Source organism: Paenibacillus oceani, assembly GCF_014705615.1.
GTDB lineage: Bacteria > Bacillota > Bacilli > Paenibacillales > NBRC-103111 > Paenibacillus_AB > Paenibacillus_AB oceani.
Map to the genome: position 1 here is coordinate 1 of NZ_JACXJA010000008.1, position 13,588 is coordinate 13,588.

Sequence of the window (13,588 nt, forward strand, 5' to 3'; positions counted from 1 at the left end):
AAGGGCGTAGATTGGCAATTTACTACTGATGATGCAAGGATCAAATTAAAACGCCTTTACCCACAATTTAAGGATTGATGGGGTACTAGTCCGAAACGAGGAAGCTGGAGAAGAAGTAACCGGTCAGGTTGCTTCTTCTGTTTCTAGAAGAATATAATGGAAAAGAGGTCGATACAATGGCAGTAGATACACGGCATCCATCACAAGCGGAAGGGAGCAAGTTGCCTTTGAATAAGTCTGCATTCGAAAGGGATACCGTGGGAAACGTGAGATTGCACGTTCTGCCGACGGATCAGTTTAAGACGTACGCTATCTCGGTATACATAGGACGCCCGTTGAATGAGTCGTCCGTAACGCCGGTAGCGCTCACGCCGTTCGTTCTTCGCAGGGGCACGTCCAGCTTGCCCGAAACCAAGCAGTTCCGGGAACGCCAGGACGACCTGTACGGAGCCGGCTTCGGCTTCGACATTTACAAAAGAGGCGACTACCAGATCGTCCAGTTCCGCATGGATATGATTCATGACGACTTTGTCTCGGACTCCGGCTCGATGCTGGAGCAGGCTCTGCAATTCGTCGGCGAAGCGATTACCGATCCGGTATTGGAGAACGGCGCTTTCAGAACCAAATATGTGGAAGCGGAGAAAGATACGCTTCGTAAACGAATCGAAGCCATCATTAACGATAAAATCCGTTATGCCGCAGAGCGCTGCATGGAGGAGATGTGCAAAAACGAGCCGTACCGGCTCCACCCGCTCGGCAAAGTAGCCGATATGGCGGCCATTACGCCCGAATCTTTGTACGCTTCCTACAAACAGTGGCTTGCGGAATCGCCGATCGACGTATACGTGGTGGGCAATACGACGCTGGCCGAGGTTAAACCGCTTGTCGAAGCGGCTTTTAAGTGGAATCGTCCGCAATCCGTCGCATATAACCAAAAGCCCGAGCATCGGCAGGTGGAGCAGGTCAACACGGTAGTCGAGCGTCTAGATGTAACGCAAGGCAAGCTGAATATGGGGCTTCGTACTTATGTAACTTATTCGGACGACGATTATCCGGCGATGCTGATGTATAACGGAATTTTAGGCGGTTATCCGCATTCCAAGCTGTTCTTAAACGTTAGGGAAAAGGAGAGTCTCGCTTATTACGCTTCTTCCCGTCTGGACGGCCACAAAGGCATTTTAACGATTCAGTCCGGGATCGAATTCGCCAACTATGAAAAAGCGGTAGACATTATTCAAAAGCAGATCGCCCAAATGAACGAAGGCCAATACAGCGACCTGGAGCTGTCGCAGACGCGCGCCATGATCTCGAACCAGCTGCGCGAAAGCCAGGATTCGGCGTATGAGACCATCTCGCTGGACTTCAATAATCAGCTCTCCGGCAAAGTGCGCTCGGCAGCCGAGCTAATCGAACAGATCGGGCGGGTGGACGTCGAAGCGATTCGCCGCGTAGCCCAAGGCGTTAAGCTCGACACCGTATACTTTTTGAGAGACCGGAAGGGGGAGTGACGCATGCAAACGATACCGTTTACCCGACTGAAAGAGACGCTTTATTACGAGCAGCTGCCGAACGGACTCAAAGTATACGTCCTGCCGAAGCCCGGATTTCATAAAATTTACGCGACGTTTTCGACCAAGTACGGTTCGATCGACAACCATTTTCAAGTCGAGGGCAAGCAGGAAGTATCCGTTCCGGACGGAATCGCTCATTTTCTGGAGCATAAGATGTTCGAAGAGCCGACCGGCGACATTTTCGCCACGTTCGCTTCCCAAGGCGCTTCGGCCAACGCGTTCACCAGCTTCGACCGAACGGTTTATTTGTTCTCGGCAACCGAGCAGGTAACCGAAAACCTGACGACATTGATTAATTTTGTGCAAAACCCGTATTTTACCGAGCAAAACGTCGAGAAAGAAAAAGGAATCATCGGCCAAGAGATCAACATGTACCGGGACAATCCCGATTGGCGCGTTTATTTCGGCCTGATCGAGGCGCTGTACAGCAAGCATCCAGTGCGGATCGACATTGCCGGGACGATCGATTCGATTGCCCAGATTACTAAGGATACGTTGTACGAGTGTTACCATACGTTTTATCATCCGAGCAACATGAGCCTGTTCGTTGTCGGAGGCGTCGAAGTCGAGCCGATTATGCAGCTAGTCCGCGACAACCAGGCAGCCAAAACGTTCCCGTCTCAGGGCGACATCCGCCGCTTCTTCGAGGAAGAGCCGGGTCAGGTAAGCGAGCGCGAGAAAGTGATCGAGCTCCCCGTATCGCTCCCGAAATGCCTGTTCGGCTTTAAGGAGCTGAGCACTGAAGGGAAGAAAGGCGGGCCGCTGAAGCGGGAAATGACGACGAAGCTCGTGCTGGACGCCCTGCTTAGTCCGAGCTCCCAGCTATACCGCGATTTGTACGATGACGGGCTGATCTCCGATACGTTCGGTCACGAATACAACTGCAATTCCAACTATGCGTTCTCCATTATCGGAGGCGATACGAAAAATCCCGACGAGCTTGTACAGCGGGTAAAGGCGGCTCTGGAACGCGCCAAGTCCGAAGGAATCAGTGCAGAGTCGTTTGAACGAAGCAGAAAAAAGAAAATCGGCGGATTTTTGCGCATGATGAATTCTCCAGAAGCGATGGCCAACGAGTTTACCAAGTATGAATTTAAAAATACGAACCTGTTCGACGTGCTTGGCGTATACGAGTCGGTTACGCTGGAAGAGGCCAATGAGAGATTGCGCGAGCATGCCGATTTCGACCGGTTTGCCATATCGATCGTGCGGAGCCCGCAAGGATGATTAAGCCGTTCTCCGAGACGACCGTGCTTATTACCGGCGCGAGCCGGGGCATTGGGGCAGCCATCGCCCAACGCTTCGCCTCCGTCGGTATGAAGGTCGTCATCCATTACTTGCATTCTCACGAAGCGGCCAACGAAACGGCGCGGGCCTGTCTGAATCTCGGTGCGAACGTATTGACGGTAACGGCGGACGTACGCTCGAAGGAACAGCTGCAGCGGATGAAGGAGAAGATGGAGAAGCACGGAATGGTGCCGGATATACTGGTCAACAATGCGGGAGTCGCCCACTACGGACTGCTGCAGGACGTTTCCGAAGAGGAATGGGCGCATGTGATGGACGTTAATTTGAAAGGAATGTTCATGTGCACCCAGCTGTTTATGGATTCGATGATCAAGCAAAAGTACGGCCGAATCATTAATGTTTCGTCCGTCTGGGGCATATCCGGCGCTTCCTGCGAGGTCGTCTATTCCACCACCAAAGGCGGGGTGAACGCATTTACGAAAGCGCTGGCCAAAGAGCTGGCGCCTTCGGGCGTCACCGTCAACGCCGTCGCCCCGGGAGTCGTAGAGACGTCAATGAACGACAAATGGAATACGGCCGAGAAGGAAGCGCTGCAAAACGACATTCCCGCCGGCAGATTTGCGCATCCCGATGAAATCGCTTCGCTGGTCTATTTTATCGCTCTTCCCGAATCGGGGTATATCACCGGGCAAATCATCAGTCCAAACGGCGGCTGGCTAACCTGAGCCGGACGTTCGTTTTCCTGAAGTTGGACAAGCAGCGTTCGTATACGGACGCCGCAATCGGCACATCCTACAATTGTTGCATCGTAACTTACAGCGACAAGGAGGAAACCGATCATGGCAACTGTATTGAAAAACTTCGAGCGCTGGAAAGAGTTTTTGTCCGAGCGGGTCGAGCAGGCGCACAGCGCAGGCATGAGCGACGAAACGATTGCCAAGCTCGCCGCCCAGCTTGGAGAATTTCTGGCCGACAAGATCGATCCGGAAAATAAAGAAGAACGCATGTTGAAGGAACTGTGGGACGTAGCGGACGATCAAGAGAAAACGACGCTTGCCCGCCTGATGGTAAAACTGGTTCGCGCCTAACAACCGAACAGCGGTTGGAAGTCCGAAGCCTCCTCTAGCAGGGGGCTTTTACCGCGTAACGGAACTTTTTTAGACACAGGCTAGGAGGATAATGACGAATATTGTAGAATAGGTTTGATAAGGGTCGACAACTGGCGGAAAGGTGAGAGCAGATGGAAACGAAACAGTGGTACATGGAATATAAAATACATAAAAACCGTCCGGGTTTGCTTGGCGATATCGCATCTCTGATGGGGATGCTGGAGATCAATATATTAACCATCAACGGCGTCGAAGACCGGACCCGCGGCATGCTGCTGCAGACGAACGACGACGAAAAAATCGAATTGATGGGTAAGATGTTGAAAAAAGTGGATAATATTACTGTATCGGCACTTCGCGCACCGAAGCTGGTCGATATATTGGCCGTTCGTCACGGCCGATACATCGAACGCGACTCCGACGACCGCAAGACGTTCCGGTTCACCCGCGACGAATTGGGACTATTGGTCGATTTTCTGGGCGAGCTGTGCAAGCAGGAGGGCAATCAGGTCATAGGGCTGCGGGGAATGCCGCGCGTCGGCAAAACCGAATCGATCATCGCCGGAAGCGTATGCGCCAAGAAGCGATGGACGTTCGTATCCTCGACGCTGCTCAGACAGACGGTACGCAGTCAAATGTCAGACGACGAAATGAATCCTTCTAACGTGTTCATCATCGACGGAATCGTATCTACGATGCGCTCAAACGAGAAGCATCATATGCTGCTCCGCGAGATTATGGCGATGCCTTCGACCAAAGTGATTGAACATCCGGATATATTCATTCGCGAATCGGAGTATACTTATGATACGTTTAATGTTATTGTAGAACTTCGGAATACGCCGGAAGAGGAAATATCGTACGAGTCGTTCACGAACTTCGACAACGACGGGTTTTAACACCCGCCCACTCTTTCCCGCACCATGACAAACCCCAGGAGGTGATTGAACAGTGTCGGATTTGGGACAGCTGCTGAAAAAAGCGCGTCTGGATAAAGGAATATCGCTCGACCAGCTTGAGGAAACGACGAAAATCCGAAAGCGGTATTTGGAAGCGATCGAGGAAGGCGATTACAAAGTATTGCCGGGCAATTTTTATGTTCGCGCCTTCATCAAAAGCTATGCCGAGACGGTCGGGTTGGACCCGAATGAAGTTCTCGAGCATTACGGGAAAGCGGTGCCGGCGACGGAGGTCGAACCGGCCGTAGAGCCGATCCGCCGGAAGCGGAGCAGTACGCGCAATACGGAGAAACTCAGCAAATGGGCGTCCAATATTTTGATGCTGTCGTTCATCCTGCTTATATTGGGCATCATTTACTACTTTATCGGGACGTCTTACAGTGGGAACGATCCTAAAAAACAAGTGGACCCGAGCGATAAAATTACGGACAAGCTTCCGGATAAGAATGCCCCGTCCGTACAAAATACGGGAGACGCTGCAGCCGGCGGCCAAACGGACACCGGCAAGCCTCCCGAAGGTTCGGTCACCCCGCCGCCTGTCAATCTCCCCGAGCCTGTCGTTACGTTTGCCCGCTCTGTAGGCAATATCGACTACTATACGGTGACGAATGCCGATAAACTGAATGTGAAGCTGGTTATTAACGGAGAAGAGTGCTGGCTTAGCATCAGCAAGATTATCCCGGCCACCGCCGATCGTAAGCAGGAGCATCAATCGATCGAGTCGAAACTTTACAAAAAAGGCGATACCCGCGATTGGACGTCCGATCAAAGTGTCTACTTGAATATCGGATTTCCTCCTGCTGCCGAGATTACCGTCAACGGAGTCCCGATCCAGCTTGGAACGGTCAAAGCCTCCAAAAAAGTGCAGATCGATTTGGAAAAACCGATGTAACGGGCAGCGCCCGGGGAAGAATAAACCGCTCGTATTCCGGCAACCCTACGATTACGTATCGACTTTATCGCGAAGCGAGGGAATCGACAATGGGAACAAGCTGGGTAGTCACCATCTTGGGCGTGATCGTAAGCCTAGTTGGCTGGTACTTAACCCCGAACGTATGGGGCTACGGAATATTGGGCTTTGGCGTGGCTCATATCATTCTCGGCGTATTGGATATGTTTCGAACGCCGGATCGAGCGCGTTAACGATCTTCATGCCGATCGGCATCCCCGGGGCACCTGCGAAGGTGTCTTTTTTTCGTAAGCGCCGATTGTTATAATGGAGGAAACGATGGGAAGGCGGGATTGGATTAGATGAGCTCCGAGAATTCGTTCGACGTCGTCTCGGCGATCGACATGCAGGAATTAAACAATGCCATACAACAAGCCGAAAAGGAAATCGACAACCGCTTCGATTTTAAAGGCTCCAAAAGCAGCATCCAGCTTGACAAAAACGAACTGGTCGTCATCTCCGACGATGAGTACAAGCTGAACAGCGTGCTGGACGTTCTTCATTCGAAGATGGTCAAAAGAGGGATATCTCTTAAAAACTTGCAATACGGCAAACTGGAGCCGGCCGCTTCCTCCACCGTCCGTCAGCGGATCGGGTTGAAGCAGGGGATCGGCCAGGAACATGCCAAAAAAATAAATGTGCTGCTGCGGGATTCCAAGCTGAAAGTCAAAAGCCAGATCCAGGGCGACCAAATCCGCGTTACTGGCAAAAACAAGGACGATCTGCAAAAAGCGATTCAACTGCTGAGGCAATCCGATATCGATCTCGACCTGCAGTTCGTCAACTTCAGATAAGCTTTGTGCATATGGCAGCCGGCCTTACTGTTACAAGTACGGCTTTTTGCCGTATATGCGATTTTTCGGGCTAAAACCGGCGTATCTTCTATTTTTGACACTTTCAAGCGGAGTGTATTATACTTGTGTGTATGTTATGCAGGGCACGTTACTGCTGCGCTCCGTAAAAGCACTGTCCGCTATAGCAGGCTTTCGATACGAGCGCGCGCACCGCCAAATGAAAGATTACGCTTTCGAATAGAGCTTGGGGGAACTAGTTCATGACAGAAAAAGTAAAAGTCGTTACGCTTGGCTGCGAAAAAAACTTGGTGGACTCGGAGATCATGTCCGGCCTCATTCATGAACGCGGCTACTCGCTGGTCGACGATAAGGAAGACGCAACCGTCATTATCGTCAATACGTGCGGATTTATCGACGCCGCCAAAGAAGAGTCCGTCAATACAATCCTTGACTTGGCCGAATTGAAAGATACGGCCAGTCTGAAGGCGCTGATCGTCTCCGGATGCCTGACCCAGCGTTACAAAAAAGAGCTGATGAACGAAATGCCGGAGATCGACGGGATTGTCGGAACCGGCGATTTCGATAAAATTAACGATATTATCGATGAAGCGCTTGCAGGTAGAAAACCGATTCTGATCGGCAATCCGGCATTTAATTACGAGAAGGCGCTGCCGCGAAGAGTGACCACTCCGCGTTATACGGCGTATGTCAAAATTGCCGAGGGCTGCGATAACGCCTGTACGTTCTGCAGCATTCCGATCATGCGCGGCAAGTTCCGCAGCCGCTCGATCGAATCGGTTGTCGCCGAAGCGCAATCGCTGGCGTCGCAGGGCGTTCGGGAGATCAGTCTGATCGCGCAGGATTCTACCAACTACGGAACCGACCTGTACGACAAGTTCATGCTCCCGGCCCTGCTGGACCGCGTCAGCGAAGTGCCCGGCATCGAGTGGGTACGGCTTCATTATGCGTATCCGGGCTTCTTTACAGACGAGTTGATCGAAACGATCGCATCCAATCCTAAAGTTTGCAAATATATCGACATGCCGCTTCAGCACAGCGAGGACACGATCCTGAAACGGATGCGCCGTCCGGGCCGTCAGCGCGACGCTAGGGAACTGGTCGCCAAAATCCGTGCCCGCATGCCCGACGTGGCGATCCGCACATCGGTAATCGTCGGATTCCCGGGCGAGACGGAAGAGGACTTCGCCAACTTGTGCGAGTTTGTCAAAGAGATGAAGTTTGACCGGCTCGGCGTATTCTCTTACTCGCAGGAGGAGGACACTCCGGCGTCCAGGCTGCCGGATCAGCTTCCGGAGGACGTCAAGGAATTCCGGGCGACGACGCTGATGGAAATCCAGCGTGAAATATCCCGCGAAGAGAACGGCAAGCGGATCGGGCAAGAACTGAATGTGCTGATTGAACGGTACGACGGGCGCAACGACGTATACATCGGACGCTCGGAATACGATGCTCCGGACGTGGACGGCGAAGTGTTTGTTTCAAAATGCTCTGCCGGGATCGGCGAGATGCAAAAGGTGCGGATTACGCACTCCTTCGAATTCGATTTATCCGGGGAGGGGATCGCGTGAATCTGGCGAACCGCATAACAGTGGCGAGAATATTTCTCGTCCCTGTCATTATGTTTTTCCTGCTTGTGAATCTCGATCTGCCTCCTATCCGGATTGAACAGTTCAGCATTACGTACAACCAGATTATCGCGGTTCTTATCTTTATTATCGCGGCCAGCACGGACAGTCTCGACGGCTATATCGCGCGCAAGCACAAGCTGATTACGAACCTCGGCAAGCTGCTCGATCCGCTGGCGGACAAGCTGCTCGTCAGCGCCGTGCTCGTATCGCTGGTCGATATGGGCAAGCTGGATGCATGGATCGCGATCGTCATTATCAGCCGGGAGTTTGCCGTAACCGGGCTCCGTTCGATTTGCGCGGCGGAAGGTATCGTGCTGGCGGCCAGCAAACTTGGGAAATGGAAGACGGCTGCCCAAATTACCGCCATTATCGCCTTGCTCATTAACAATTTTCCGTTCGCGTTCCTCAATATTCCGTTCGACTTGATTGCGAGCTGGATCGCGGCGATCATTACGATTTATTCCGGAATCGATTATTTCGCCAAAAACTGGCACGTAATCCAATTCGACCATTAAACGGCTAGCAAACAACCGGTCGGTTTACCGCACCGGGTTGTTTTTTGGGGAGATGACCGGAGCCGGCCGGCCGGGAAGGCTTGGCGGCAGGAGAGGGAGAACGGATATGAGAGCGGAGATTATCGCGGTAGGCACGGAGCTGCTGCTCGGCCAGATTGTCAACACGAACGCCCAATACATAGCGCAAGGCTGCGCAGGCATAGGACTGAATGTGTATTACCAGACGGTCGTCGGGGATAACCGGGAGCGGCTGCGGCAGACGTTCGAGCTGGCGGCCTCGCGGGCGGACTTCGTCATCGTGACCGGAGGGCTGGGCCCGACGCAGGACGATCTGACGAAGGATGCGCTTGCGGAGCTTCTCGGATTGTCGATATCGATTCATCAACCGTCAATGGACAAAATCGTCTCGCTGTTCCGCGCTCGAGGAACGGAAATGGTGGAGAGCAACGCGAGACAAGCTAATCTGATCGAAGGCTGCGAGCCACTCTCCAACGACAACGGGCTTGCGGTAGGCGTCGCTTTGAAGCATGAGGGGACGCATTATGTGTTGCTTCCCGGCCCGCCGAAGGAAATGAAGCCGATGTTCGACCGGTACGCGATCCCGTGGATCAGCTCGGTGATGGGTGAGGAAGCGGCTCCCCTGCACTCGAAAATGCTCAAGTTCGCCGGGATCGGCGAGTCCAACCTGGAGCACCGGCTGATCGACCTGATCGAAGGCCAGCAGGACCCTACGATCGCTCCTTATGCGAAGGAAGGCGAAGTGAGCATCCGGCTGACGACGCGGGCCGTGACGGCCGAGGAAGCGCAGCGGAAGCTGGCGGCAACCGAACGGGAAGTCCGGAGCCGGGTGGGAGATCACATCTACGCCGATTCGGATGTGCCAATCGAACGTGTGATCGTATTGCAGCTTGCCGAAGCAGGCAAAACGCTGGCGCTTGCCGAAAGCTGTACGGGAGGGCTGGTCAGCGAGATGATCACCGAAGTAGCCGGCAGTTCTGCCGCTTACAAGGGCGGGATTGTCTGTTATACGAACGAAATCAAGCGGAACCTGTTAGGTGTACCGGCGGAACTGCTCGAAGGCACCGGCGCGCCCGGCGCAGTCAGTGCCGAGACAGCTGTGCTGCTCGCCGAGCAGGTGATGGAGAGAATCGGCTCGGATTACGCGATCTCGGTTACGGGAGTAGCGGGGCCTGCTGAATCGGAAGGCAAGCCGGTAGGGCTCGTCTACATCGGTTTAGCCGAGCGCGGACGCGGCGCCGAAGCGGAGAAGCTTCAATTGTCGGGCAATCGCGAATCGATCCGGCTGAAGGCGGCTAAGCATGCTTTGTACCGGCTGTGGCAGCGTCTTAAAAAGTAAGCCGCGAGCGTCGTCTGTTCGGCGCCCTGCAAAGTTTTTGTTGCCCGGGACGAGATCATGCGATATACTTGCAGTATTGTAGCGGAAGCACCGTAACATGGCCCTGGTAGCCTTGTTGCGGTGTTTTTTTGTCCGTTCGAAGGTCATGCGCTTATCGGGCGGATACGTGCGAATACGGCTATTTGGCGGGGCTGAAGATAGCCGCAGCGACTGTTCGCAAGAAAATGCGAATGTATGTTCGAAAAAATACTTGGCAAATGGGCGAAAAGAAGGTATCATAAGCTATAGAAACGATAAAAAGGAAGTGAGTAGGTTGTCAGATCGCCGCGCTGCGTTGGAAAATGCCCTGCGTCAAATTGAGAAGCAATTTGGCAAAGGATCGATTATGAAACTTGGTGAATCCACCCACATGCAGGTGGAGACCATTCCTACCGGAGCGCTTGCGCTCGATATCGCTATTGGGGTTGGCGGATTTCCGAGAGGAAGAATTATCGAAGTTTACGGACCAGAATCGTCAGGTAAAACGACAGTGGCGCTGCATGCGATCGCCGAAGTGCAGCGGGCCGGAGGCCAAGCCGCCTTTATCGATGCCGAGCACGCTTTGGACCCGTTGTATGCAAGCAAGCTGGGTATTAACATCGACGAATTGCTGTTGTCACAGCCGGATACCGGCGAGCAGGCGCTCGAGATCGCGGAAGCGCTCGTTCGCAGCGGTGCGGTCGACATCATTGTTATAGACTCCGTAGCCGCTCTCGTACCGAAAGCGGAAATCGAAGGCGAGATGGGCGACTCCCACGTCGGCCTGCAAGCCCGGCTTATGTCCCAGGCGCTCCGGAAGCTGTCTGGTGCGATCAACAAGTCGAAGGTTATTGCCATCTTCATTAACCAGCTCCGTGAGAAGGTCGGCGTTATGTTTGGTAATCCGGAAACGACTCCGGGCGGACGCGCGCTGAAGTTCTATTCTTCCGTCCGGCTGGAAGTGCGCCGTGTCGAGACGATCAAGCAAGGCAATGACATGGTCGGCAACCGGACGCGGATCAAGGTAGTTAAAAATAAAGTTGCTCCGCCATTTAAGCAAGCCGAGGTGGACATCATGTACGGGGAAGGTATCTCCCGCGAAGGCAGCATTGTGGATATTGGAACGGAGATGGATATCGTTAACAAAAGCGGTGCTTGGTATTCCTATGACGGCGAACGTCTTGGCCAAGGCCGCGAAAACGCAAAGCAGTTCCTTAAAGATAACCCGCAGATCGCTGCCGTTATCGAACAGAAGATCCGCGAGGAAAGCAATATGAACCAGGTCGGCGGCCAGATGGTTTCGCAGGATGACGACGAGGACGAAGAAGAGCTGATGGCGCTCGAATAACATCATGTGACCGCAGCATAACCGGATGCGCACCTTTGAATTTTGATAAGGTGCGTTTTCGGTTTTTGCGCTGTTTGGCTATCGGAAGGAGGCAGCATGGACAACACGGAATCCCTCATTACCGCTGTCGAAAGGCATCCGAGGAGGAACGGCCGGTATCTCATCTATCTGGACGGACAACATGCGCTAACGGTCTACGAGGAAGTGCTGATCAAGCACCGGCTGCTGAAAGGGGAGCGGGTCGAGGCGGACAAGCTGCGCCGCGTGCTGGAGGACGAGGAGCAGCAGAGGGCATGGTCTGACGCCTTGAAGCATGTCGGCCGCCGGCCGAGGTCGGAGAAGGAGGTCCGGCAGTTTCTAAAGCGCAAGGAATATACTGAACCGCTGATTGACCGGATTATACAGCGGCTGAAGGAGCAGAGGTATCTCGACGACGCCGATTTTGCGGCATTATGGACGGAGCAGCGGATCTACTCGCAGAAAAAGGGCAGCAGATGGGTAAAGCAGGAGCTGCAGCAAAAAGGTGTCGCCCCTGCAACGATTCAGGAGGCGCTTGATCAAGTTCGTCCGGACGAAGAAGAGCGGATCTGCTTCGAGCTCGGTTTGAAAAAGTGGAAGCTGACGAGCGGAACCTCCCAGGACAAAAGGCGGAAGACCGCTGGTTTTCTGATGCGGCGCGGGTATTCGGCATCTATTGTGGGCAAGGCCATCCGGCGAATTATAGAGGAGGCTGCGGACGAAGACGAGCGCAGTGAAGACTCGGAGCTGTGGGAATGGCCGGAAGAATAAGTACGGTTAAGCGGCGGCTTTACAGGCAGGGAAGCATCAACGTTAAGCGAAGGCGGATAACGAAGCGGAGGAAGAAAAATGGAGAATACGATCCGGTGGGGAATTGTCGGCTGCGGGAACGTAACGGAAGTCAAAAGCGGGCCGGGCTTTCAGCAGGCGGCGGGGTCGGAACTGGTCGCCGTGATGAGGCGCAACGGAGAGCTGGCGGAGGATTACGCCCGGCGGCACCGCGTAGCCAGATGGTATGACGATGCGGATAGACTGATCGGAGACCCGCAGGTGGACGCCGTATACGTGGCGACTCCGCCTGCGTCGCACAAAGAGTACGTCCTCGCCGCAGCAGGGGCGGGGAAGCCGGTATACGTAGAAAAACCGATGGCGATGAACGCGGGCGAATGCGAGGAGATGATCGAAGCATGCCGGAAGGCGGGGGTACCGCTGTTCGTCGCTTACTACCGGAGAGCGCTTCCGCGGTTTCTCAAAGTGAAGCAGCTGCTGAGCATGGGCGCGATCGGGGAAGCACGGTTTGTTACGACCGTACATACCAAAAAGCTGACCGAAGATCCCGGCAGCTTGCCGTGGAGAGTTAGGCCGGAAATATCCGGGGGCGGCCATTTTTTTGATCTGGCGAGCCATACGCTGGATCTGTTCGACTTTTTGCTGGGACCGATCCGGGATGCGGCCGGAAGAGCCGGCAATCAAGGGAAAGCGTATGAAGCGGAAGATGTCGTAAGCGGGACGTATGTGTTCGAATCAGGCGTGCAGGGAACGGGAGTATGGTGCTTTACCGCTTATCAGGGGGGGGAAATGAATGAAATCGTCGGCTCGCGAGGCAAGCTGACGTTCTCCACCTTCGGCAGCGAACCGATCCGGCTTACGACTGCGGACGGAATCGGAGACTATTCGCTGGAGCATCCGGAGCATATCCAGCAGCCGCTCATTCAGACGATCGTAGACGAGCTGCTGGGCAAGGGACGTTGTCCAAGCACCGGCGAATCCGCGCTGCGGACCGCCAAAGTGATGGATGAGCTTGTTAAGATCCACAGCTGAACGGGGGCGGCTGCCGGCTCGATTTCGTCTCGTTGTTCAACTTTATTTTCATTTCCGAGAAAGCTGTCGGGGAAGCGATTCCTCGGATGGCTTTTTTTGTTGTATGCGGAACTGCGATTTCTGTCCGGCATGTACAACCTTGGACCGGCCGGGCTCAAGCTCAGATAATCGCATTTTTATTATTTCAATATGGTGTAAAGTTATTCGATACGTTCTAAGAATCCTGGGCGGA

General features: G+C 53.8%; 14 protein-coding genes. All 14 read left to right on the forward strand.

The window, feature by feature from the left end; genetic code table 11:
* The first annotated feature begins 227 nt into the window (after positions 1 to 227).
* Positions 228 to 1,508 carry an EF-P 5-aminopentanol modification-associated protein YfmF gene (gene yfmF, locus IDH45_RS08430; protein WP_190926523.1) on the forward strand — a complete coding sequence of 427 codons (1,281 nt, stop codon included), beginning with the start codon at positions 228 to 230 and terminating at the stop codon, positions 1,506 to 1,508.
* A 3-nt stretch (positions 1,509 to 1,511) separates the two neighbouring features.
* Positions 1,512 to 2,798: an EF-P 5-aminopentanol modification-associated protein YfmH gene (gene yfmH / locus IDH45_RS08435; RefSeq protein WP_190926525.1), complete on the forward strand. Its 1,287-nt coding sequence runs from the start codon at positions 1,512 to 1,514 to the stop codon at positions 2,796 to 2,798.
* On the forward strand, positions 2,795 to 3,544 hold the full coding sequence (gene ymfI, locus IDH45_RS08440) for an elongation factor P 5-aminopentanone reductase (RefSeq protein ID WP_190926527.1): 750 nt from the start codon (positions 2,795 to 2,797) through the stop codon (positions 3,542 to 3,544). Before yfmH ends, ymfI begins: the two co-directional genes overlap by 4 nt.
* 114 nt (positions 3,545 to 3,658) lie before the next feature.
* The gene (locus IDH45_RS08445; RefSeq protein ID WP_190926529.1) at positions 3,659 to 3,907 is read left to right on the forward strand and encodes a DUF3243 domain-containing protein; all 249 of its coding nucleotides are present in this window, start codon (positions 3,659 to 3,661) and stop codon (positions 3,905 to 3,907) included.
* 152 nt (positions 3,908 to 4,059) lie between these two features.
* Entirely contained in the window at positions 4,060 to 4,827 is a 768-nt protein-coding gene (locus IDH45_RS08450) for a DUF3388 domain-containing protein (protein WP_190926531.1), read from the forward strand.
* A gap of 52 nt (positions 4,828 to 4,879) precedes the next feature.
* Complete coding sequence (locus tag IDH45_RS08455; RefSeq protein ID WP_190926533.1) at positions 4,880 to 5,779, forward strand: helix-turn-helix domain-containing protein; 900 nt, start codon at positions 4,880 to 4,882, stop codon at positions 5,777 to 5,779.
* Between the two features lie 89 nt (positions 5,780 to 5,868).
* Positions 5,869 to 6,030, forward strand: coding sequence for a hypothetical protein (locus tag IDH45_RS08460; protein ID WP_190926535.1), 162 nt, complete (start codon positions 5,869 to 5,871; stop codon positions 6,028 to 6,030).
* Between the two features lie 108 nt (positions 6,031 to 6,138).
* Positions 6,139 to 6,630, forward strand: coding sequence for a YajQ family cyclic di-GMP-binding protein (locus IDH45_RS08465; RefSeq protein ID WP_190926536.1), 492 nt, complete (start codon positions 6,139 to 6,141; stop codon positions 6,628 to 6,630).
* A 260-nt stretch (positions 6,631 to 6,890) separates the two neighbouring features.
* The gene (gene rimO, locus IDH45_RS08470) at positions 6,891 to 8,219 is read left to right on the forward strand and encodes a 30S ribosomal protein S12 methylthiotransferase RimO (protein WP_190926538.1); all 1,329 of its coding nucleotides are present in this window, start codon (positions 6,891 to 6,893) and stop codon (positions 8,217 to 8,219) included.
* Positions 8,216 to 8,794, forward strand: coding sequence for a CDP-diacylglycerol--glycerol-3-phosphate 3-phosphatidyltransferase (pgsA, locus tag IDH45_RS08475; RefSeq protein ID WP_190926540.1), 579 nt, complete (start codon positions 8,216 to 8,218; stop codon positions 8,792 to 8,794). The genes rimO and pgsA overlap by 4 nt, the downstream gene beginning before the upstream one ends.
* A gap of 106 nt (positions 8,795 to 8,900) precedes the next feature.
* Positions 8,901 to 10,151 (forward strand): competence/damage-inducible protein A, encoded by a 1,251-nt coding sequence (locus IDH45_RS08480; protein WP_190926542.1) that lies wholly within the window; start codon positions 8,901 to 8,903, stop codon positions 10,149 to 10,151.
* A 313-nt stretch (positions 10,152 to 10,464) separates the two neighbouring features.
* Positions 10,465 to 11,517, forward strand: a complete 1,053-nt coding sequence (gene recA / locus IDH45_RS08485) for a recombinase RecA (RefSeq protein ID WP_190926544.1) — start codon at positions 10,465 to 10,467, stop codon at positions 11,515 to 11,517.
* A gap of 96 nt (positions 11,518 to 11,613) precedes the next feature.
* Entirely contained in the window at positions 11,614 to 12,306 is a 693-nt protein-coding gene (locus tag IDH45_RS08490; protein ID WP_190926546.1) for a RecX family transcriptional regulator, read from the forward strand.
* A 78-nt stretch (positions 12,307 to 12,384) separates the two neighbouring features.
* A complete protein-coding gene (locus tag IDH45_RS08495; protein ID WP_190926548.1) occupies positions 12,385 to 13,356 on the forward strand; it encodes a Gfo/Idh/MocA family protein in 972 nt (323 codons plus the stop codon).
* Positions 13,357 to 13,588: the final 232 nt, after the last annotated feature.

What these genes read in the sequence shown, in the direction of transcription:
- IDH45_RS08450 (WP_190926531.1), top strand. Translation starts at nt 4,060, where the DNA reads ATGGAAACGAAACAGTGGTACATGGAATATAAAATACATAAAAACCGT.
- yfmH (WP_190926525.1), top strand. Translation starts at nt 1,512, where the DNA reads ATGCAAACGATACCGTTTACCCGACTGAAAGAGACGCTTTATTACGAG.
- IDH45_RS08460 (WP_190926535.1), top strand. Translation starts at nt 5,869, where the DNA reads ATGGGAACAAGCTGGGTAGTCACCATCTTGGGCGTGATCGTAAGCCTA.
- IDH45_RS08445 (WP_190926529.1), top strand. Translation starts at nt 3,659, where the DNA reads ATGGCAACTGTATTGAAAAACTTCGAGCGCTGGAAAGAGTTTTTGTCC.
- IDH45_RS08465 (WP_190926536.1), top strand. Translation starts at nt 6,139, where the DNA reads ATGAGCTCCGAGAATTCGTTCGACGTCGTCTCGGCGATCGACATGCAG.
- IDH45_RS08490 (WP_190926546.1), top strand. Translation starts at nt 11,614, where the DNA reads ATGGACAACACGGAATCCCTCATTACCGCTGTCGAAAGGCATCCGAGG.
- rimO (WP_190926538.1), top strand. Translation starts at nt 6,891, where the DNA reads ATGACAGAAAAAGTAAAAGTCGTTACGCTTGGCTGCGAAAAAAACTTG.
- IDH45_RS08495 (WP_190926548.1), top strand. Translation starts at nt 12,385, where the DNA reads ATGGAGAATACGATCCGGTGGGGAATTGTCGGCTGCGGGAACGTAACG.
- ymfI (WP_190926527.1), top strand. Translation starts at nt 2,795, where the DNA reads ATGATTAAGCCGTTCTCCGAGACGACCGTGCTTATTACCGGCGCGAGC.
- IDH45_RS08480 (WP_190926542.1), top strand. Translation starts at nt 8,901, where the DNA reads ATGAGAGCGGAGATTATCGCGGTAGGCACGGAGCTGCTGCTCGGCCAG.